The sequence below is a fragment of the Cellvibrio sp. PSBB023 genome (genome assembly GCF_002007605.1).
Lineage (GTDB): Bacteria > Pseudomonadota > Gammaproteobacteria > Pseudomonadales > Cellvibrionaceae > Cellvibrio.
Genome location: NZ_CP019799.1, coordinates 4,569,768 through 4,592,755, shown reverse-complemented (window position 1 = coordinate 4,592,755; position 22,988 = coordinate 4,569,768). Strand labels below are relative to the sequence as shown.

Genomic DNA, 22,988 nt, shown 5'->3' with positions numbered 1-22,988 from the left:
TATAGTCAAAAGGTAAGCAACAGGCAAAAAAAAGCCGCTAATACGAATACTAGCGGCGCAATAAGCGGTGTCAGGAAAAAAACTAACACCATCCAACGACAAAGGGATATAGCTCGGGTAGTAACAACAATCAGCAACGACGGGCATTACAGCAATATTTCAGCATTTCACCCAATCAATTTGTATTATTATATATAAATATTAGTAGTGTGCCAGTTTTTTGTGGATTTCTTTTTGGTTGTGTTGGATTTTGAGCCCTAAAAAATACAAAACCCCACGTTTAACGGTGGGGTTCACGGGTAACAACAGGCGCCTTTCACAGCGCCTGACGATTCAAGTCAGATAGACCTTATTGTGCGGAATCCTGTGCGTAAATTACTGCCACATCATCAGCCGTTAAAATCTCATTATATATTTTCAACTCATCAACTTTGCCGTTATAGGGCGTATCCCAATAGTTAACCCCAAGCGCAAAGTGCGTATCACCTGCAGGCGTGAACACATCAGGGAAACCCGACATACTCGAGGTTTGAACGCCATTGATGTAGGTGGTCAACTTACCCTTTTCCACCACCATAACCAGATGTGTCCAACTACCAACAGGGATTTTGGCGTTGAATGTGCCGTCATACCAAGCGGTACCCGACCAGAGCATGGTGTTTTGAGCGTCGCCCGGGCCACGCGGCACAACGCTGATCCAACTGGCATCGGTCGCCCAACCAAAGAAGGCCGGGGTGTACTGGGTTCCCACAGTCAGATTCAACCAGATCGAGATACTGTAAGAGTGATCATTGATCAGGTTGTCGGGCAACAACACACCAGAAGAACCATCCAATACCAGCGCCTTGCCTTTAGCGCCATCCACATAGCTGACTGAACCACCGGCAACATTTACGCGATTTCCAACAACGCTACCGTCAGCAAACATACCGCTGGTTTCACTCAAGTCATCCTCAAACGAGAAGGCAGCCAGCGGCACAGGGGGCGCTTTTGATTTCACTACAACCGCAAACTCTTTGGTTTCGGTAGCACCACCGTAACTCAAGGTTGCCACCAAAGTAGCTTCCGCATCCGGCTCGGTTGCACTGGGCTGAGTGATGGTACCCACGGCATCTATAGCCGTTGGTTTACTGGATGACCAACTGATAGCTACACCATAAGCACCCGCCAATGGCAGATCTATATCGCCCTTCAAGCCAGACAGGTCGCCCAGATCCAAGGCTGCCTTGGCAGCAGCAAGCACATCGGCAACAGGCATGCTGCCGGGCTCACGCAAACCAACTTCTTCCGGAGTCAGTACGGTGTTATAAACTTTAAAATCGTCGATCAAACCGTTGTAGGGTGCATCCCAATAGTTCACACCCAAACCAAAGACACCAACATTATTGCTAAACAGGTCGACCACACCATTCGCAGTGCACTTCTTCACGCCGTCGATGTAAACCGTGGCCAGACCCTGATCAACCGAAAGCGTAACCTGGGTCCACTCATTCAGGGGTAGCGCTACACCAGATGCGCACCATGTATCGCCCACTCCCACAGCTGTAGAAATGTGCCATACCTTGAAGGTCTGATCCCAGGAGGTTTCCAATGGCAAACTGATCCAGTCAAAACCTACGGCACCAAAGAAGCTGGCGGTAAACCAGGTTTTGGCAGCAGGCTTTAACCAATAGGAAATGGTGTATTGGTAGTTGTTGATAATGCCATCAGGCAAGCGCACACCGCTGTTGTTCAGGCTGACTGCCTGGCCATCACGGCCATCCGCGAAAACAGCTGCACCGCCGACATTATCGATTCGATCACCCGTGGTGGTCGCCGCTGCAAAATTACCGCTGGCATCGGTGAGGTCACCGTCAAACTTGTATTGAACCGTGGCAGGAGCCAAGCGCAAAGCCAGGACTTTCACCACCAGATTCTTGGTTTGCGTCTGGCCATTCAGCGTGATGGTTGCCGTTAAAGTGACATCCTGATCACCCGCCGTCGCACTGGGGCGATTGACATGAGCAAGCCCGGTCAATTGGCCTGTTTTTTTATCGCGCTTAAGGTTAATAACAGATGGATTACTTGAGCTCCAGGTGATGGTCGCGGCGCGAGTCCCACGCAATGGCAAGGTCATGGTTGGGTCTACATACTCTGACGGGAGCGACAATGCATCACTGATGGCAGTAATACTTTCACCGGTAGTGCGCGCTTCCAGTTGCGATCCCCATACCGAGACGCCCTTGCTGGATATTGCCGAGAATGTCGGAACCAGTCGTTCAGCAGCGGCATCCCACTGCCATGCCATAACACCTTCGTAGGTATCGCTACCCAACACCAGGGTGATGCGCTTGTTGTCAGTGTCGGACAGGCGGTAGTAACCGCTCACCTCTCCAGTAATAGTGCGATCTGAGTTCAAACGAATATAAACGGAATTGTGCCCGGTTGTATTGGAATCCAAACCGTGGTTGATAAAACGGTAATCGCCAACCAGGTCATTGGCATCAACAATATTGGTGCCCTCAATGGGCGCATAGCGCTGCGGCGAAGAGACCAACCAACCATCTTTATTTACCCACATTTCATGTACACGCACCGAGTGCTCTTCGCCGCGATTCGGGAAGCGGGTATGGGTGATCAGAAAGGTCTTTTTGGTAGCAGCATCATAGTAGGCAGAGTTGTGGCCGGGCGACAAATAACCCCAGCTATCGGCCACATCGCCCACTTCAGAGACAAAGTTGAAACCGCCGATTAACTTCACGCCATATTTACTGAGCGTTTCAGTATTGCTGTTGGCGAGCACCATGTCGTTACCGGCCGCATCCAAATAGGGGCCATCGGGATTTTTGGAGCGAGAGACGCGAATGTTGTAGCCACCAGCGGCATCATACCCGGCGATGGAAGTGAACATGTAGTAGTAGTCGGCGTCCGGGTGATAGACGACAAAAGGCCCTTCTACCGCAGCAAAGCCACCGCCCGTCAGCTTCTTGCCATAGCCTTGGCCGGCGACGGGTTTACCCGTGCTGTTGTCCAGCTTCAGGATGAAAATACCACCGGAGAATGATCCATATACCATCCACAACTGGTTGTTTTTATCGTAGAAGGTTGTGGGGTCAATCACATTCGGATCACGGGCACCGTTGTAGGTAGTTTGACCGTTATCCAGCGGGAAAAGGGCAAATTCTTCCGGCGAGCGATAATCAGACCGTAAAAATATCCCCTTATCTACATAGAGGCCTTCAATGGAGTCAGACTCTGCCAATCCCAAATACGAACGACGGAAACAAACTTCAGTCGGGGTAACCAGCTCAGGGTTATTTTGGCCGCAGTGGTTGTAGTAAAACCAGTATTTGCCATTAGGGGCCTGTATGACATTGGCCGCCCAGTTGCCGATATAACCATCAGTCCAGGCAATGCCTTCAGCAATCTCGGATGAGTAGGTGTTGAATAGCGGGTTTTGATCGTTTACTCCATCCGCCACACGGGTCCAGCTCATCAAGTCAGTAGACTTTGCCACCGACAAATGAGAGCCAAACACATAAAACGTACCGTCAGCCGCCCTGATGATCGAAGGATCATGCACAGCCATATCGTTATAGACAATGGAAGCGGCATTAATGGTTGGGTTGGGATGGCTTACATTCTCGGGGATAACACCGGCAGGGATTTCACTGCCTTTGTTGTCGGAGCCACCACCACAGGCAGCAAGCAGCATGGCACTCCCCAAAAGGAGCGCTAGTTTATGAAGTTTCATCGGATAACCTCTCACTGTAGTTATTACTTATTAGTTGGGACAGATATTAGGTAAGAACTGATGAGCCACATCATTAGTCATACAATAATACTTAGTTTTATGGTGTCACAAAGCAAGCAACGAGTAAACACCTGTGAAAGCATTTTCACCAGTTGACAGCAAAATAGTCATACAATAGTATTATATTTGAAAGATAAATATAAATAGGCTTCTTCCATCCGTGGCCACGCACGGATAAAGCCAGCAAATCCTCCCGCTGCCCCAGCGGTGTGGAGTGCATCTGGCGGGAGCCGCAATATCAACTACACCCGAGGTCTTCCCATGTTCCAGCGTTCCGCGCTCAGCAGCGCTATTACCCTTGTCGTCGCCATGACCAGCCAGCCACTCTATGCGCAAGACAGCACATCCCCTGATAACAACGGCGATATGGAAGAAGTTGTTGTTACCGGTATTCGTGGCAGCTTAACCAAAGCACTTGATATCAAGCGCAATGAAATTCAGATCGTCGATGCCATTGTTGCCGAAGACATCGGTAAGTTTCCTGACAACAACGTTGTTGAAGCGCTACAGCGCGTAACCGGTGTACAAGTAACCGGTCGCGGCGGCGGCGAAGTAGATGGCGTAACCATTCGCGGTTTAGGTGATGTATCCACCACAGTGAATGGTCGGCAAATTTTTACCTCAACAGGCCGCTCAGTAGCGCTCGCTGATATTCCTGCCAGCCTGTTAAACCGAGTTGATGTATTTAAAACCCGCTCTGCCGATCAACTCGAAGGGGGTATCGCAGGCAATATCGATATCAAAACCCACCGTCCGTTTAATTTTGACGGCAGCAAAGTTGTTATGGCAGCGCGTGGGATTTATCAATCGACATCAGAAAAAACCGACCCGAATGTCAGCATGCTGGCCAGCAACCGCTGGAGTAGTGGCGCCGGTGAGTTTGGTGCACTGATAAACCTGTCCTATGCAGAAACGAATTATCGCGATGAAAATATTTGGATAGGATCTCTCGATCCTTATAACGCAGATACCTACGGTGTCATTCGCAGTAGTGAGGGTGGTTTTCAAACAGGCACAGACCAAGGTCTATCATCAGCGCCCGGCTCTACACTGAATGTAAATGGCATACCAACAGAATACGTACTGCTACGCGATGCAATGGGGTTCACCGACTTCACCGGCAAACGCGAGCGCCCTGCCGCTAATATTTCATTGCAATATGCTCCTGATGATAAGTCCGAGTATTTGTTTGAAACTTTCTATAACGGCTACCGCAATCAATCATTTAATTCATTGGTATTTATTAATACCAATGGCGCGAGTCATTTTCGCAATCCCGAGCTCTACCCCAACTCCAATGTCGTAAAAACCAATTACATTAACAATGCCAATATGTTTACTTCCGGCGATGGCTCCAGTGGCCACACCGACAGTTGGGTATACGCCTTGGGCGGAAAATGGGAAATTAATGATCGCCTGAAAGTTGAATCAGAAATCGTGCATCAAACCAGTGATTATGAAGGTCGCTTTTTTGCAATGCGTACTGACTCTGTGCGCGATCGCTTAGTGGTTGATTTTAATTACGACAATGGTCTGCCATTGGTTGCCTTTCTGGATGATGAAGAAACACCAAATATTGATGAGAGCGATTTAACCAATCCGGCCGACTGGAGCATGAGCACTGCTTATGACAATGGCCCAACGGATAGCGGTGAAGCCACTACGTTTAATATTGATGCGGATTATGAAGCCGACTGGGGCATCATAAAAGGAATCAGTTTTGGAATGCGCTATGACGATCGCGGTGCAAAATCCAAATACAAGGATCAAAGCGGTAGCTGTAAATCCGAAACGGGTTGCGACCTGTCGTTACTGCCCGGCCTGGTGAATATCAGCAAATCCGGCTTCTTTGAAGGCAAGGCCTATGTACCAAGCCAATGGCTAGCAGCAGATGGTAACTACCTGCTTGATCACTCCGATGAAATCCGTGCGCTTTATGGATTCCAGGCAGGTGGTTCTGATTATCAGCCCGGCAGTATTTTTGATATCAATGAAAAAACCACAACAGCTTATGTGCAAGCCAATTATGAATTTAATGTGTTTGATAAACCGCTGGATGGCCAGATTGGTGTGCGCTTTGTAAAAGTAGACACCAACATGAACTTCTTTGAAAACGCCAATGGTGATGGCGTAGATTGGCAACCCATTGAAGATGAAGCCAGCGAAAACCGTGCACTGAAAAATTTTGTCATTCGCTATTCGCTCACCGATCAATTAATGACTCGTTTTACCTACGGTGAAACTATTCGTCGCCCGGGTTACGGTGATCTAAACCCGGCACGAACCTATCGCCCAACCACTACCGGGCTGGAGTTCGGCACTGCCAGCGGCGGTAACCCCAATTTAAAACCAGCAGAATCGGTCAACTACGATTGGTCGCTTGAATATTATTTTGCAGAATCAAGCTCCCTTTATGCCGTACTGTTCCGTCGTGATGTAGAAGGTTTTGTTGCCAGTGCCACAACCAATATTGAAGTAACCGGCAACGCCAATCCTGACCTGAATGGCAAATACCGCTTAACGCTGCCGTCAAATACATCCAACGGACAACTCAATGGCGTGGAATTGGGTTTGGTATATTTCCCGGATAACCTGCCAACACTGCTGGATGGATTAGGCGTGCAAGCGAGCGTTACCCTGCTTGATGGCGAGACCTATGACCCGGTCTTCGATGAAGATAACAATATTATCGCCCGCACCACTAATGACATGTATGGCGTATCTGATACGTCATACAGCATTGTATTGGCCTACGAAAAAGAGCGCTTTGATGCTCGCCTGTCCTATGTATGGCGCGATGATTTTAAAACAGGTTTCAACGGTTGCTGCTCAATGCCGGGGGGAACATGGTCTGCATCAGAAGCCAGTATGGATTTCCAACTCAGCTACGATGTCACCGACAATATGGTTGTTACCTTTGATGCAACCAATATCACCGATGAAATTTACAAGGGTTACTATACCGACGATTACCTGTATAACAACGGCGCCTCTATTTTCGCCCGTACCTATGCACTGGGTGTTCGCTACTCGTTCTAAAAGAAGCCAAAAGCCGTACCAAAAAAGAAGGCCGCTGTTTTCAGCGGCCTTCTTTTTTGGGGATCGTTTTTACCGGTTAAGTGGATTAACCTGCTGATCTCGCTTTGAATTCACGGATCACTTTGTTGAAGTCATCGGCGAATTTTTTCAATTCATCCAACTCTTTCTTCTCTTCGCTACGCGCCAGGCCAGCACAGCCAATGTAGTCTTGAACGCCTTGAACATAGGCTTTTACATCGTTGTTTGCTTTCACCATTTGTGCAGCCACAACGGTAGCGGCATCAGGAATCTCTGGTTTGGCAGCTGGTTTGGCACAGGCAGATGCCAGTGAAGAGGCCATACAAGAAGCAACAAAGCCAACAGCAACAACCAACGATTTCATAGATTTTCCTCAAAAGATGAACAGGTTAATGATGGGATGTGGATCACAAATCTGAGGTTAGATTAGCAGAGGTTAGGCAAAAATCACGTTTTTTTATTCCATCTTTATAATAAATAAGCATTATTTTTATATAAATTTGAAATTTAGGAATAAAAAGACAAAAAATGACAAACCTTTGTCTGATTACCGGCAAGCATCAAATATGGCGTATTGATCGACAATTGGCTGACGCATTTTTCAACCAAAAACCGGTACTTCCAGAACAAGGAGGATGAGCCTGAAACACAAAACAAAACCCCGCTGCAGCAGCCTGCAACGGGGTTTTGGTCTGCTCAATGGGTAATTGATAGATCAATCGATCATCGAAGGCTTACCGAAAACCGGCATGCCCTTAGCGTCCCATTTGAGGGGTTTTACAAAGGTGTGGCGATCCGGGTTCCACAGGGGATCACCTTCAATTTCAGTGTAGGTACGCGCGTGGTAAACCAGCAGCACCGTATCGCCGTCTTCACCGTAAGTGAAGCTGTTGTGGCCTGGGCCGAAGATCTTATTGGGGATGTCCGAGCAAAGTACAGGCTCTTGGGATTTGGTCCAGGATGCCGGGTTTAATAAGTCCGCATTTTCATCCGCCCAGAGTAAACCCATCGCATAGTTTTCATCGGTGGCGCTGGCGGAATAACTGATAAAAATCTTGCCATTGCGTTTTAATATCGACGGCCCTTCGTTAACCCAAAACCCGCGAATTTCCCATTCAAACTCCGGCTTGCTGAGCATGACCGGCTCGCCCGCTAACTGCCAAGGCGTTTTCATGGGCGCGATATACAAATTGGAATTGCCGCGAATATCCACTTCTTTTTGTGCCCACAAATAATAGAGCACGCCCTTGTGAGTAAAGGTGGTCGCATCCAAACAGAAAGTATCTATACCGCTGTCGATCTGCCCCATAAACTCCCACTCGCCTTCCAGCGGGTTAGCGTTTTTGTTGCGCACGCAATACATACGGTGTTGGAATAAATCGAATTTAATTTCTCGGCTCGGTGCTGCGGCAAAATACACGTACCAGGCAGACTCGCCAGATTCCGGGTCTTTGTTGAAATGAATTTCCGGTGCCCAGAGTAATTCGCTGTATGGGCCAGTGTCAGGCTTGTGCCAGGCATCCACTGTGGGGGCAGTAGCTAATTCCGCAATGGTTTTTGCACGGCGCAGCTCAATGCGATCATAAGCCGGCACCGAGGCAGTGAAATAATAATAGCCGTCAGTATGCTTATAAATAAACGGATCGGCACGCTGGGGAATTAGGGGTTTTAATAATTCGCTCACGTTAAATCTCCAAACATTTTTTTGATTTCATACACAGACATTAATGCTGTGCGATATAACCTTTAACAATCATGGTGCGCTTCAATTCAGCGTAATAACGATCGTTGATGCGATACATAAACATCAGTAATCCCATCAGCCCATGGAATACGCCAGGAATAATAGACAGCATCAATGCTATGCCCATCATGGAGGTTTCAGACTGTTCCTGGTTGGGAACATATTGGAAATAGGTTAATAGCCATCCCACCATTAAACCGGCGATGCCCATGCCGGCTTTTTGCCCGACTGAAATACCGCCATAGGCAAAACCGGATACACGCTTGCCATTTTTTACCTGACCATAGTCAATGGTTTCCGAAATAATTGACCAGAATACCGGCGCGTGCAGATCCACTACAAACGACAACAGGAAATACAACACAAATGCCAGCAGTACATCCTGCGGGTCAACAAACACATAGATGGCTACACTTAACGCCGCCACGATTAATTGGGTATAACGGAACAAATTAATTTTGCAGTAGAACTTGGTAATCCAGGTGGAGGCGATCATCGCCAAAATAGCGGCGGCAACACCGGTGGATAAAAATGCAGAGACAGTTGCGTCATCGCCACCCAAATAATATTTAGCGTAATAAATAGCGACCGAACCGCGAATCACATAACCGATGGTGCCGGTAATGCACACGCCCACCAAAATTAACCACTGATCATTTTTCAATAATTGTATAAATTGACTGATCAAGGGTTGTGGCTCTACCACATGCACAACGCGCTCAGTGGTATTGAAATAGCAAAACAAAAACATCGCTGCACCAATGACCGACATAATAGCCATGGCCACTTGATACCCCACCGCTTTATCGGACCACATACCGGCGACTAGCGGCACCACAATCGCCACCATAAACGCACCAATTTTGGCGAGGAATAAACGGTAACCATTAGCGGATAATTTTTCTTTAGGATCGCTCGTTAATGCGCTGGGCAATGAAATATAAGGAATACCTACACCGGAGGTGATCAGGGTCATCATGATGTAGGTAGAGTAAGCCCAAATTAATTTCGCATCATATTCCCACTCAGGCGTGGTAAATACAAAAAATACACTCACCGCATAGGGAATGGCCAACCATAATAGCCAAGGTCTGTAGCGTCCCTGTAAAAAGGTAAAGCGGTCCGTGATTTGTCCCATCACCAAATCGGAAACGGCTCCCACTATTTTCACGGTAAAAAATAATATGCCCATGTCCATAGGGTCCAGGCCAAAAATATCCGTGTAGTAAAAAGTGATGATCAACATCATGGAGGAGATCACCACGTTTAACGCCATATCACCAGCGCCAAAACCAATTTTTTCAGTGATCGATAATTTTTCTGAGCCGGGTTGTGTATCGGTCGGGGTTGATGGGGTTGATTGCATTATTATTGTGCCTCGTATTTTTTGTACTTCATGCCATTGTGGCGTAACGAATAAAACCATTCATACAAACAACTAACAAAAACAATGGCGTTAAAAAAAGCGGCAATAGACTCAAGAGTTATTGCCGCTTCCTTAAACTCCACTCAGTGTTCTGCACTGGTGGCTATCGAGCCATTCTCGCCTGGCGCTGTGCGATTACAAAAAGTAATCGTTCTCTATCGCGTGTACCAACAATACATCGATACCCGCCATGCCTGCACTGGCTGCTGCTTGCAGGCCCAGTTTTGAATCTTCAAATACCACGCACTGGGCGGGATCAATACCTAATAATTCGGCGCAGCGCAAAAAGGTATCGGGTGCCGGCTTGGGGTTTTGTACCTGATCAGCACCAACCACAACATCGATATATTTATCCAGCCCGCAGAGCGCCAAAATCTTGTTGGCTTCCTCGGTATAAGCACCAGTGCCAATGGCCATTGGTTTTTTGCCATGGTAGCGCTGGGCAACATCAATCAATGCTGTAGGTTTTACATACAAGTGCATGGAGTCATGCACGGCCTGCTCTTTAAAATCATTCATTTCATCCAAACTGGCGGTGGCAGTAATGCCAAATTTTTCCAGCAGGATTTCAATCGTGCCTTTGGTAGGTACACCAGCCAATGAACGCATTAATAGGCGATCAATGGGGATACCATACTTATTCAGCGTGGCCGTCCAGGCATATTCATGGAGTTGGCCACTGTCTACCAGGGTGCCATCCATATCAAAAATCAAGGCTGCATATTGGTCGTACATCATTTGCTCTCTTGTTTATCGCCAGAATTAGCGGTTAAAGCGAAATTAGAGCACAAACCAACCATTAGGTCGAAACAATCATGCCCCTGGATATTTACAGGTGAAATTTTCTGCTTTTTCCGAATCACCTGCACCGCTGTAATGGGCATAGCTTGGATAAGGGCATAGTGGGCGGCTGCGATTGGGGAATGCCTGACCAGTTACCTGTATTTGCTCTGGTGCCTGGTTTTGTTCAACCCAATTAACAATAGGAGCGATCATATCGAGATGATCCAAAGCCGCCGCACCGCCACCGCAATGGCCCATGCCGGGAACTAAAAACAAACGGCTCCACTGGTAAACTTTTTCTGCTCCGCCATTATCTTTTACTAACTGATCGTAATAACGTGCGGTTTCCTGTGCAGAAAACCAGGGGTCACTGACGCCATGATAAAAAATTAATTTGCCGCCGTTGTTGGAAAAGGTATTGAGCAATGTCCAGTAGGCAGAATCGCCGACAAATGCCGATGGCGTAGACGCTGCCATCGCCTCTTGATCAACGTTCATTTCCGTACTGGTAATTTTCCCCACGATAGGATGAAAACCGGGATTTAATAAACCGGGAATACCCTGTGTTTCGGTGATACCTGTATCAAACCAGAAACCGGGATACACCTGCACGCCGAGTGAATTTTTGGGGCCGGCAAATCCCACTTTAATGGCTTTGGCTTTTTCGGGACTGATACATGCCTGTTTTTTTGTTGCACTACAAGCAAGTGACATAGGGTCGAATTTACAGCCCACGACATTTGAGATCATGTTGTCCGCAACACCATCCATTGCATCGCATTGTTTTAACAAACCGTTCATCACAATGGTTTTATCTTGCTCTGTTAAGGCTTGCGCAACCAGTGGATGACCCTGTTCATCTTTGGGCGCCACCGTGGCAAGCGAGGTCATCACCCACTTGTCAGCCAGGTTGGAAAAGCTGGTGCGCATGGCCGGTGCACCAGCCACAATACCGTCAAACAAGCGAGGATAACGCTGCGACATAATCATGGCTTCACGGCCGCCGGTTGAGCATCCCATATAATAAGAGTGCTCAATGGCCTTGCCGTAATACTGCGCCACAATGTGTTTGGATGTGATAGCCACCTTGCCAATAGCCTGATACAAAAAGTTCAAGGTTGCTTCCTGGTCACTGAAGAAACTGGAATCGAAACCATGAGTGCCCTGATGACCGGTATCAGTAGTCACCACAGCAAAACCACGCTGCAATGCCGTCATGTCACCAGCGGCATTACTGCCTAAGGGTGTTGCGACAGAACCATTCAAGCCGCCACCGCCTTGCATCATAAAACGGCCATTCCATTTTTCCGGCAAAGCAATTGCAAAACCTATCGCATAAGGTTTACCGCCTTCACCAATGCGCTCATCAATCACACCATCAACGCGGCAATAACTCGCTAATGTTCCGGCATAAGGCGGTTGATAAGGAACGGCAGGCACAGGCCCTGCCGGTACCAGACTTGCACTTTTTATGACTACGGCATTTTCAGACGAACTAAATGCAAGCAAATTACTGCACGCATTATTTGCATTCGCCGTTATGGATGGTTTACTGGCCGAACAGGAAGACAACAGCGCGATCCCAAAGAAAACTGTGAGTAAATTTTTTATGTATCGCACTGAATGTCCTCGCTAAATTATCGACCCTTAAGATCCACGTATTATTTTATTAAAAATCTTACACACCATCTTTTAAATGATAGTAAGCCGCGTTGTGGCGCAATTCAGTTTTGAATGCACGCACGGTGGTATCGGCACCAATCACCAGAGCTTCGATGCCCGCCATTTCAGCGTAATCCACAATTTCATCAGCCGTTACACCCTGAGTGTAAGCACTGTGGTGTGCACCACCGGCTTGAATCCAAGCGGCGGCTGAAATTTCCAGGTTGGGGCGAGGTTCCCACAGGGCTTTAGCTACTGGCAATTTCGGCAGTTCTTGTGGTGGGTTTACGGTGTCCACTTCGTTGATAATTACACGGAAACGTGTGCCTATATCAATCAAAGAAATACACAGTGCAGGGCCTGCTTTGCCGGTGAATATCAAACGCGCGATATCATTGCGGCAGCCAATGGTGTGCAAATGCACTTCCAGTTTTGGTTTTGCAGCAGCGATGGATGGACACACCTCCAACATGTGCGCGCCCAATACTTGATCCACAGCGCCAAAGTGATAGGTGTAATCTTCCATAAAGGATGAGCCACCTTCACGGCCTTTGGACATGACTTTACAGATGTGCACCATGGCTGCGGTTTTCCAATCGCCTTCACCGCCGTAACCAAAACCGGCTGCCATTAAACGCTGGGTAGCCAAGCCTGGCAGGTTAGTTAAACCGGTCAGGTTTTCGAAGCAGTTAGTAAATGCACCGAATTCACCGTCGGTCAAAAACTTCAGCATGCCCAGCTCCAAACGCGCTTCATTTTTCAGCATTTGGTATTGATGTGCATCATCAAAAATCGCGGGGTTTACATCGTAATCTTTTTTGTAGATTTCAATTTGTGCCGCAACTTGCTCGTCGGTCACAGCATCTACCACTTTTTGCAGGTCGCCTAAACCATAGGCGTGAACTTCGTAACCAAATTTAATTTGCGCAGCAACTTTATCGCCATCAGTAACAGCGACTTGACGCATGTTGTCGCCAAAGCGCGCCACTTTCAAATTCTGGCTGGCATACCAACCCATTGCTACGCGGCACCAGCTGTCGATTTGCTTTTGCACAGATTCAGTTGCCCAGTGACCCACAACCACTTTGCGTTCTTGACGCAAACGGGTGCTCACATGGCCAAACTCACGGTCGCCGTGGGCAGATTGGTTCAGGTTCATAAAGTGCATGTTGATTTCAGCAAACGGCAGCTCCGCATTGAACTGGGTGTGCAAATGCATATAAGGCTTGCTCAATGCACTCAAACCGGCGATCCACATTTTGGCGGGGCTGAAGGTGTGCATCCACAAAATCAACCCGACGCAGTTGGGGTTGCTGTTGGCTGCTTGGCATACCGCCAAAATTTCCTTGGGCGATTTAACCGTGTCTTGCGCAACAATTTTGATGGAAATATTGTTGGATTCAGTCAAACCCGCTGCGATGGCTTTGCTGTTCTCGGCGACTTGTTTTAATACGCCGGGGCCGTACAAATCTTGCGAGCCAGTTACCAACCAGACTTCTTTGTCGCCGTAAATTTTCATGCTGTTTTCCTCTGGAAATATGTTCAATTTTTTTGCCGGGCAAGGCTGCCCAACCTACAGGACGTCATAAATTTTTATTTCTGCCCGTAATAGGCATTTTTTCCGTGTTTGCGTAAATAATGTTTATCCACAATGCCCTGTTTTAGCGGCGGTGTGTTTTGCTGCAAGGTTTTGGTCAAATAGGCCATGCGCGCAATTTCTTCCAGGATAACCGCATGGTATACCGCGTCGGCGCCGTTTTTACCCCAGGTAAAAGGCGCATGACCAGCCACAATAACCATTGGCACTTCAATCGGACTACGGCCTTTAAAACAATCGGTAATTTGTACGCCGGTTTCCTCTTCATAATCGCGTTCGATTTGCTCATCTGTCATCACTGCCGTGCAGGGAATTTCACCGTAGGCGTAATCGGCATGGGTGGTACCGTAGCAGGGAATTGCCTGCTGGGTTTGTGCCCACGCGGTCGCGTAAGTCGAGTGAGTGTGAGTCACTCCACCAATGGTTTCAAAATGGCGATACAAATGGGTGTGGGTTTTGGTATCAGAAGAAGGGCGCATCTTGCCCTCCACAATCTTGTTTTCCAAATCCACAACCACTATGTCATCCACAGTCATGACTTCATAAGCCACGCCGCTGGGTTTAATCGCAATCACACCTTTGGCGCGATCAATTTGCGATACGTTGCCCCAGGTATACACCACCAGGTTGCGGCGGTTTAATTCCATGTTGGCTTCAAATACTTCGCGTTTTAATTCGGTATAGCTCATTACGCCTTAGCTCCTGCCGCACGGGTATTTTCAAAGTTTGCCAGCGTCAAATATTGTTGATACAACGCCTCATAAGCGGCTGCCGCTTGCGCATTAGGCTGATAGGTTTTGCACAGGGTGGACGCCATAACTTTTTGCGCCGCTTCTACATTGGGATAAGCACCACCGACAACAGCCGCAAAAATAGCGGCGCCCAAGGCACAGCTCTGCTCGCTCTCCAATACATCAATCGGGCAGTTCCATACATCGGCGCAGGTTTGCATTACAAAGTCTGATTTTTTGGAGATGCCACCAATAGCAACCACGGACGTAATCGCTACGCCTTGTTGTTTAAAGCGTTCGATAATCGCGCGCGCGCCGTAAGCAGTTGCTTCAACCAAGGCGCGGAAAACATGGGGCGCACTGCTGCCCATTTTCAAACCGGCGATAGCCATAGCCACGGTTTGATCAGCATCGGGCGTGCGGCGACCATTCACCCAATCGAGAGCGGTAATGCCGGATTCACCGATGGCTAATTGGCTGGCAGCTTTGCTCAGCGCAACCAAGGTATTGTCTTCAATTTCTTGTGCGAGTTTTTGTTTGGTCGCGTTATCCAACAACGATGAATCTGCCAACAAATGTTGTACAGGCCAGTTCACCAGACTGCGGAACCAGGCATACAAATCACCGAAGGCCGACTGCCCTGCTTCCAAACCGACAAACCCTGGCGTTACCGAACCGTCTACCTGACCGCAAATACCGGCGATACATTTATCGCCAATGTCGTCATAGGTAGCGACGGTAATATCGCAGGTGGAGGTGCCCATAATTTTGGTGAGTACGCCCGGTTTTACATTGGCCGCTACGGCGCCCATGTGACAATCGAAAGCGCTGAAACTTACCGGTGCGCCCAAGGGCAAACCGAGGCGCTCTGCCCACTCGCCAATCAGGTGGCCGCAGGTTTGGTCAGAGGTAAAGGTTTCGGCGGGCAGCTTGTCGCGCAGGCCGTCTAATAAAGGATCTATGCCGACAAAAAAATCGTTGGGTGGATAACCGCCCCAGCTTTCATGCCACATTAATTTATGGCCAGTCGCACAGCGACCCATGCGTAATTTGGATGGGTGGGTAGTGCCGGTGAGTACGGCAGACATCCAATCGCAATGTTCTACCCAGAGGTAGGCGGCCTTGGCGACGGCAGTATCTTCACGCAGTACGTGCAGGGTTTTAGCCCAGAACCATTCAGACGAATAAATACCACCTTCGTACTTCAAATAGTTTTCTGTTGCCTTACCGGCAGCAGCAGTAATTTCCTGCGCCTCTTTGACGGCGGTGTGATCTTTCCAGAGCACAAACATGGCATTGGGGTTTTCGGCAAACTCCGGCTTCAATGCAAGTGCAACGCCGTCGCGATCAACTGCGATGGGGGTTGACCCGGTTGTGTCAAAACCTATGCCGATAACCTGTGCGGCGGCACCAGCAGGGGCCTTCTCCCACAACCCCTGGATCACCTGTTCCAGACTTTCCAGATAATCGAGCGGGTGCTGGCGAAACTGGTCTTTGGCGGGCACACAAAACAAGCCTTTTTTCCAACGCGGGTAATAGACCACATTGGTAGCCACTTCCTTACCCGAATGCACATCAACCAACAAAGCCCTGACCGAGTCAGAACCATAATCCAGCCCCAAGGCGTAGGACGTCATAACTTCACCTATTTTTGTACTGTTTTTAATGGGCTATTGCCTCAACAGAGGATATTAATATTGTATGACAATATTCTTCCAGCAAGCCAAGCCCCTGTCAATCGCTTTCAGGGGCTCGGCGGGGGCTGGAAAACCTTATTTTTTCGCCTTGTTAACTGCGCTGTTCGCCGTGACACCTTCGCTGGTCATGATGATGCGTTTAATGGTGCCATCCGGGTTGTAAAACAATTCATCGATGCTGACCGAACGACGGTATTGGCCGCCGTCCGGACGCCCGGCGCCGGTGTGATAAATGAAGTAATGCTTGTCATTAAAGGTGATGATGGCTTGGTGATTGGTGGGGGTATTGCCCGCCACTTCATTCAATATGCCTTTATATTCCCAAGGCCCATTGATGTTTTTGCTCATGGCGTAGCCGATCTTCTCAGGGAAGCCCATGGCGTAGGACAAATAGAAGTTGTCCTTATGCTTGTGAATCCAAATCGCCTCAGTAAACTCCGGCAGGCCTTTGATCTCCGTAATCGGGCCATCCAGCTCAGTCATATTTTTCTTGAGTTTGGCGTAGTAGGCCTTGGTATTACCCCAAAACAAATAGGCTTGGCCATCGTCATCAATCCACACCGATGGATCTATATCGTCCCAGTCATTGCTGGTAGCGGTCGTCATGTCATTGGTGATCAGCGCCTTGCCCAAGGCATCCTTAAAAGGGCCGAGCGGACTGTCGCCCACGGCAACACCAATCGCAAAGCCGGGTTTGGTGTCATTGTGGCGCGCGGTGATGTACCAATAAAACTTGCCGTCGCGCTCAATCACCTGGCTCGCCCAGGCATCGCCTTTGGCCCATTTGAAATCTTTCACCTGCAGGCGCGGGCCATGAGCCTCCCAATTCACCATGTCATCCGATGAAAAAACCAGCCAATCGTGCATCTCAAAGAATTTGGTGTTGTCTTTGGCCTGGTCGTGTCCGGTATAGAGGTACACCTTGCCGTCATGCACCAGCGCTGCAGGGTCAGCAGTAAACACATCGCTGAAAATAGGGTTGGCGGCATAGGTCAATGCCGCACAACAGGATGCCACAGCGGCGACCAACGGCTTGATGAATGAACGCATGGGAGACTCCTCTTTTTCTGTTTATTGTGCGCACCCAGCAAGGGGCGACTGATTATCATGGCCCGATCAGGCGGGGTTGATTTATATTGATATTATATTACAATTAAATCAAGTATAGATCTGAAAGTTTTTGTTTATCATCGCCAACCAACAACAAGAGGCCCGTGCAATTTCCCCGATTAATGGCCAGCAAACCACATGCAACACAGCGCTTTACACCAGCAATTCGGGTAATTGTTCGTAAACCAAGGGGATTTGGATTGCTGTAATAGCCTTAAATTTTATATTGTATTACTTTAATAATAATTGGTTAGCCCTGCCGCGACCTGCATCAGGGGTGACTCAGCACCCGTGAGTGCAACCGATAGAAGATGCTGTCTCTATGAATCAGGATAATAAAAGCAACAAATCCGGCTCCCCCGCGCAGAAACCACTGCGCAGCGCCCAATGGTTTGGCGCTCAGGACAAAAACGGATTTATGTACCGCAGTTGGATGAAGAATCAGGGCATTCCCGAGCATCACTTTCACGGCAAACCCATTATTGGCATCTGCAATACCTGGTCTGAACTCACACCTTGCAATAGCAGTTTTCGCGAACTGGCAGAGTCAGTGCGACGCGGCATTTTGGAGGCGGGCGGAGTACCAGTGGAATTTCCGGTGTTTTCCAACGGCGAATCCAACCTGCGCCCCAGCGCCATGCTCACGCGCAATTTAGCGGCGATGGATGTGGAAGAATCTATTCGCGGCAACCCGATTGACGGTGTCGTGCTGTTAGTGGGTTGCGACAAGACCACCCCCGCACTGGTGATGGGGGCAGCGAGTTGCGATTTACCCACCATTGTTGTGACCGGCGGGCCCATGCTCAACGGCAAACACAAAGGCAAGGATGTGGGCTCAGGCACCTTGGTCTGGCGAATGAGCGAGGACTACAAAGCCGGCAAAATATCGCTGCAGGAATTTATGGATGCCGAGGCGGATATGTCCCGCTCTACCGGCACCTGCAACACCATGGGCACCGCCTCCACCATGGCCTGCATGGTGGAATCACTGGGCTTATCCCTGCCACAAAACGCCGCTATTCCCGCCGTGGATTCCCGTCGCAAAACCCTCGCTTATGCGTCGGGCATGCGTATTGTGTCCATGGTGAATGAAGATTTATGCCTGTCGAAATTGATCACCCGCGACAGCGTGATCAACGCGATACGCACCAACGCCGCGATTGGCGGCTCAACCAATGCCGTGATTCATTTAAAAGCCATTGCCGCGCGCCTGGATATTCCCTTGGCGTTGGACGATTGGCACAGCTACGGCCACCAGATTCCCACCCTGGTGAACCTGCAACCCTCCGGCGAATTCTTGATGGAGGATTTCTATTACGCCGGTGGCCTGCCCGCCGTATTAAAGCGCTTGGGCGATGCGAATTTACTGCACAAAGACTGTCTAACCGCGAATGGTAAAACCCTGTGGGAAAACAACCGGGACGCGCCCTGCTACAACGACAATGTGATTCGCCCGCTCACCAACCCCCTTTGCGATAACGGCGGTATTTGCATTTTGCGTGGCAACCTCGCACCGCGCGGCGCCGTTTTAAAACCCAGCGCGGCATCGCCACACCTGATGAAACATCGTGGCCGTGCCGTAGTATTTGAGAGTTTTGATCACTACAAAACACGCATTATGGATGACGACCTGGACGTGGATGCCAACAGCGTAATGGTGCTAAAAAATTGCGGCCCCAAGGGCTATCCCGGTATGCCGGAAGTGGGCAACATGGGGCTGCCACCCAAACTGTTGAAACAAGGCATTACCGACATGGTGCGCATTTCCGATGCGCGCATGAGTGGCACCGCCTTTGGCACAGTGGTATTGCATGTTGCGCCGGAAGCACAAGAATTTGGCCCGCTCGCCGCCGTGCAAGATGGCGACTGGATTGCACTGGATGCCGCCAATGGCTCGCTTGAATTGGAAGTGAGCGATAGCGATATTGACAAGCGCCTCGCCGCGTTGCGCGCGCAACAGTCGTCACCCAAAACCGGAGGTTATTTGCAGCTTTATATAGAGCATGTGATGCAGGCCGACGAAGGCTGTGACTTTGATTTTTTAGTAGGCTGTCGCGGCGCTGCCGTGCCCAGCCACTCGCACTAGGGTGATCGCGCAGGCCAACACATGACAATCACCAACCAATACCCCAGCTTGAAATACAAAGTGGTGCTGATTACCGGCGGCGCATCGGGCATTGGTGCCAATTTGGTGGAGGCATTTTGCCAGCAAGGCGCACAGGTCTGCTTTATTGATATTCGCGATGAGGATGCGCACAAGCTGGTCGCACAACTCAGCCACAACCCTGGCGCGACACCACCACGCTACTATCGCTGCAATCTGCTCAACATTCCCAAATTGCAGGCCACCATCAAACAAATTTATACCGAGGTGGGGGCAATTAATGTGTTGATTAATAACGCCGCCAACGATACGCGCCACGATTTCCGCACCGTCACCGTGGACTACTGGAACGAGCGCCTTGCGGTGAATTTGCGCCACCATTTTTTTGCCGCACAAGCGGTGTACCCGCAGATGGTAGAACTGGGCGGTGGCTCCATTATTAATTTAGGCTCCATGAGCTGGTACGCCACCCAAGGGGGCATGCCCGGCTACACCAGCTCCAAGGCAGCCATTGAAGGTTTAACACGCGGCCTCGCCCGCGATATGGGCGGCGACAATATTCGCGTGAATACGCTAGTACCTGGCTGGGTCATGACCGAGCGCCAGGTTGCCATGCTCACCAAGGATAAATCCGCGCACAATATTTTAGAAAACCAATGTTTAAAAAAATCAGTAATGCCGGAAGACATTAGCGCCATGGCGTTATTTCTGGCCTCTGACGACAGCCGCCTGTGTACCGCACAACATTTTATTGTGGATGGCGGCTGGATTTAATTGCGTTACCCAACACCAACACCGGACAACATTAACTTATAAATTGAATAACACGAGGAACCACTATGAAAACGCTATTTACAACATTGACGCTCGCCGCGGCCATTGGCATTAGCGCCACGGCAAATGCTTTAACTGTGGGGTTTGCACAGGTGGGTTCCGAATCCGGTTGGCGCACCAGCTTTTCCGAATCGGTGAAAGCAGAAGCGGCCAAACGCGGCATCACCTTAAAATTTTCTGACGCACAACAAAAACAGGAAAATCAAATTAAAGCGGTGCGCAGTTTTATCGCCCAGCGGGTAGATGCAATTTTAATTGCCCCCGTAGTGGAAACCGGCTGGCAACCGGTATTAATGGAAGCCAAACGCGCACGCATTCCCGTAGTGATTCTGGATCGCAATGTATCGGTTACCGACCAGTCACTTTACCTCACCCGTATCGCGCCGGATTTTGAAGTGGAAGGTCAGCGCGCCGCCACCTGGTTGACAGAAAACACCCAAGGCAAGTGCAACATTCTGGAACTGCAAGGCACAGTAGGCTCAAGCGCCGCCATCGGGCGTATGAAAGGGTTTAACGACACCATTGCCGCTTTCCCCGAGACCAAAATTGTGCGCAGCCAAACCGCTGAATTCACGCGCGCCAAAGGCAAGGAAGTGATGGAAACCATGCTGAAAGCAGAAGGTGGTGGCAAAAATATTTGTGCCATTTGGGCTCACAACGACGAAATGGCATTGGGCGCGATTCAAGCGGTTAAAGAAGCAGGCTTAAAGCCGGGCAAAGATATTTTAATTGTCTCAGTAGATGCGGTAGACGATGCGTTGAAATCCATTGTGGCCGGTGAAATCAATGTCTCTGTTGAACTCAGCCCACACCTTGGCGGCCCGGCGTTTGATGTAATTGATGAAGCGCGCGCTGGCAAAAAGGATTTTGAAAAATGGATTCGCATGGGCGGTGCAGTATTTACGCAAGAAAATGCAGCAGAAGAATTGGCAAAACGCGGCGCGAAATAATGATGAATACAACTCCAGTTTTACAACTCAAGGGAATTCATAAAAAATTCCCGAGTGTGCACGCCCTCAAGGGCGTGGACTTCACCCTGCGCGCGGGAGAAATCCACGCGCTGCTCGGTGAAAACGGCGCCGGCAAATCCACCTTGATTAAAGTGATGACCGGTGTTTACCAGCGCGATGGCGGCGATATTTTATTGGATGGCACCCCCATCTTCCCCAACAACACAGGCGATGCACAAGCGCTTGGCATCAGCACCGTGTATCAGGAAGTGAATTTGCTACCCAACTTAACCGTGGCACACAATATTTATTTGGGCCGCGAGCCGCGTCGTTTTGGTTTGATCAACTGGGGCAAGGTTAATCGCGATGCCGCCGAACTCTTGAAAGGTTACGACCTGGATATCGATGTAACACAACCGCTCTCCCGCTACTCCATTGCTGTGCAGCAATTAATTGCGATTGCACGCGGGGTGGATATGTCGGCCAAGGTATTGATTCTGGACGAACCCACCGCCAGCCTCGATGCCGACGAAGTGCAATCCCTGTTTCGCATTATGCGCGACCTGCGCCGCAAAGGGATTGGCATTGTATTTGTCACTCACTTTCTCGATCAGGTCTATGCCGTTTGCGATCGCATTACTATTTTGCGCAGCGCCGAATTGGTGGGCGAATTTGAAGCCGCCACCTTGTCGCGCCCTGAATTAATTGGCCATATGCTCGGCAAAGAGTTGGCCGCACTCGGCGAGCATAAACCACAAAGCAACAATCAACACAGTGAACCCTTGGTGGAATTAAAAGCCCTTGGCCACCACACTAACCTGGCGCCCATCGATTTAACCCTTGGCAAAGGCGAAGTCGTTGGTTTGGCCGGGTTGCTCGGTGCGGGTCGCACCGAACTCTGCCGTTTGTTATTTGCCATCGACAAAAAAAATACCGGCGAGTTTTTGTTTGACGGCAAACCGGTTCATTTTTCTGCCCCACGCGAAGCCATTATTGCGGGCATGGGCCTGTGCCCGGAAGACCGCAAACACGATGGCATTCTCGGCCAACTCTCCATTCGCGAAAATATGATTCTCGCCCGCCAAATTAAACAAGGCTGGTGGAAATTTATTGCACGTAAAGAACAGGAAGAGATTGCCAATCGCTACGTCAAAGAATTGAACATTGCCACCTCGGATATTGAAAAACCCATTGAGCAACTCAGCGGTGGCAACCAACAAAAAGTGATTCTCGCGCGCTGGCTGGCCGCCAACCCGACCCTGCTTATTTTGGATGAGCCGACACGCGGCATCGATATTGGTGCCCACGCTGAAATCATTCGCCTGATTCGCAAACTCTGCGCCGATGGTTTATCGCTGGTAGTTGCATCCTCCGAATTGGAAGAGCTGGTGGCCTTCAGCAATAAAGTCGTTGTGCTGCGCGATCGTAAAAAAGTGGCAGAACTGCAAGACGACGATATCAATCCGCAACGCATCATGCAGGCAATTGCATCGAATTAAT

The 22,988-nt window shown here is 49.4% G+C and carries 15 protein-coding genes; 5 read left to right on the top strand and 10 right to left on the bottom strand.

The window, feature by feature from the left end:
• Nucleotides 1–349: 349 nt before the first annotated feature.
• A complete protein-coding gene (locus B0D95_RS19875) occupies nucleotides 350–3,733 on the bottom strand; it encodes a LamG-like jellyroll fold domain-containing protein (protein ID WP_078045495.1) in 3,384 nt (1,127 codons plus the stop codon).
• Nucleotides 3,734–4,054: 321 nt separating this feature from the next.
• Here B0D95_RS19875 and B0D95_RS19870 point away from each other — a divergent pair, with 321 nt between their 5' ends.
• The gene (locus B0D95_RS19870) at nucleotides 4,055–6,832 is read left to right on the top strand and encodes a TonB-dependent receptor (protein ID WP_078045494.1); all 2,778 of its coding nucleotides are present in this window, start codon (nucleotides 4,055–4,057) and stop codon (nucleotides 6,830–6,832) included.
• 85 nt (nucleotides 6,833–6,917) lie between these two features.
• On the opposite strand, the gene B0D95_RS19865 is transcribed toward B0D95_RS19870, so the two are convergent.
• From B0D95_RS19865 to B0D95_RS19825, 9 genes are all read right to left on the bottom strand, one after another.
• Entirely contained in the window at nucleotides 6,918–7,214 is a 297-nt protein-coding gene (locus B0D95_RS19865) for a hypothetical protein (RefSeq protein WP_078045493.1), read from the bottom strand.
• A 351-nt stretch (nucleotides 7,215–7,565) separates the two neighbouring features.
• Nucleotides 7,566–8,534 (bottom strand): family 43 glycosylhydrolase, encoded by a 969-nt coding sequence (locus B0D95_RS19860; RefSeq protein ID WP_078045492.1) that lies wholly within the window; start codon nucleotides 8,532–8,534, stop codon nucleotides 7,566–7,568.
• A gap of 40 nt (nucleotides 8,535–8,574) precedes the next feature.
• Nucleotides 8,575–9,960, bottom strand: coding sequence for an MFS transporter (locus B0D95_RS19855; RefSeq protein WP_078045491.1), 1,386 nt, complete (start codon nucleotides 9,958–9,960; stop codon nucleotides 8,575–8,577).
• 195 nt (nucleotides 9,961–10,155) lie between these two features.
• Nucleotides 10,156–10,758 (bottom strand): beta-phosphoglucomutase family hydrolase, encoded by a 603-nt coding sequence (locus B0D95_RS19850; RefSeq protein ID WP_210403654.1) that lies wholly within the window; start codon nucleotides 10,756–10,758, stop codon nucleotides 10,156–10,158.
• Nucleotides 10,759–10,833: 75 nt separating this feature from the next.
• Complete coding sequence (locus B0D95_RS19845; RefSeq protein WP_168172497.1) at nucleotides 10,834–12,375, bottom strand: DUF6351 family protein; 1,542 nt, start codon at nucleotides 12,373–12,375, stop codon at nucleotides 10,834–10,836.
• Between the two features lie 106 nt (nucleotides 12,376–12,481).
• Nucleotides 12,482–13,984, bottom strand: a complete 1,503-nt coding sequence (araA, locus tag B0D95_RS19840; RefSeq protein WP_078045488.1) for an L-arabinose isomerase — start codon at nucleotides 13,982–13,984, stop codon at nucleotides 12,482–12,484.
• 74 nt (nucleotides 13,985–14,058) lie between these two features.
• Nucleotides 14,059–14,751, bottom strand: coding sequence for an L-ribulose-5-phosphate 4-epimerase (locus tag B0D95_RS19835; protein ID WP_078045487.1), 693 nt, complete (start codon nucleotides 14,749–14,751; stop codon nucleotides 14,059–14,061).
• On the bottom strand, nucleotides 14,751–16,430 hold the full coding sequence (locus B0D95_RS19830; protein WP_078045486.1) for a ribulokinase: 1,680 nt from the start codon (nucleotides 16,428–16,430) through the stop codon (nucleotides 14,751–14,753). Before B0D95_RS19830 ends, B0D95_RS19835 begins: the two co-directional genes overlap by 1 nt.
• Before the next feature lie 135 nt (nucleotides 16,431–16,565).
• Nucleotides 16,566–17,540 carry a glycoside hydrolase family 43 protein gene (locus B0D95_RS19825; protein ID WP_078045485.1) on the bottom strand — a complete coding sequence of 325 codons (975 nt, stop codon included), beginning with the start codon at nucleotides 17,538–17,540 and terminating at the stop codon, nucleotides 16,566–16,568.
• Between the two features lie 382 nt (nucleotides 17,541–17,922).
• On the opposite strand from B0D95_RS19825, the gene B0D95_RS19820 reads away from it, so the two are divergent.
• The 4 genes from B0D95_RS19820 to B0D95_RS19805 all read left to right on the top strand — a co-directional run bounded on the left by B0D95_RS19820 (nucleotide 17,923) and on the right by B0D95_RS19805 (nucleotide 22,987).
• Nucleotides 17,923–19,686, top strand: a complete 1,764-nt coding sequence (locus tag B0D95_RS19820; protein ID WP_078045484.1) for an IlvD/Edd family dehydratase — start codon at nucleotides 17,923–17,925, stop codon at nucleotides 19,684–19,686.
• A 21-nt stretch (nucleotides 19,687–19,707) separates the two neighbouring features.
• Nucleotides 19,708–20,478, top strand: coding sequence for an SDR family NAD(P)-dependent oxidoreductase (locus B0D95_RS19815; RefSeq protein WP_078045483.1), 771 nt, complete (start codon nucleotides 19,708–19,710; stop codon nucleotides 20,476–20,478).
• 65 nt (nucleotides 20,479–20,543) lie between these two features.
• The gene (locus B0D95_RS19810; RefSeq protein ID WP_078045482.1) at nucleotides 20,544–21,488 is read left to right on the top strand and encodes an ABC transporter substrate-binding protein; all 945 of its coding nucleotides are present in this window, start codon (nucleotides 20,544–20,546) and stop codon (nucleotides 21,486–21,488) included.
• Entirely contained in the window at nucleotides 21,488–22,987 is a 1,500-nt protein-coding gene (locus tag B0D95_RS19805; RefSeq protein ID WP_246841664.1) for a sugar ABC transporter ATP-binding protein, read from the top strand. The genes B0D95_RS19810 and B0D95_RS19805 overlap by 1 nt, the downstream gene beginning before the upstream one ends.
• Nucleotide 22,988 lies beyond the last annotated feature (1 nt).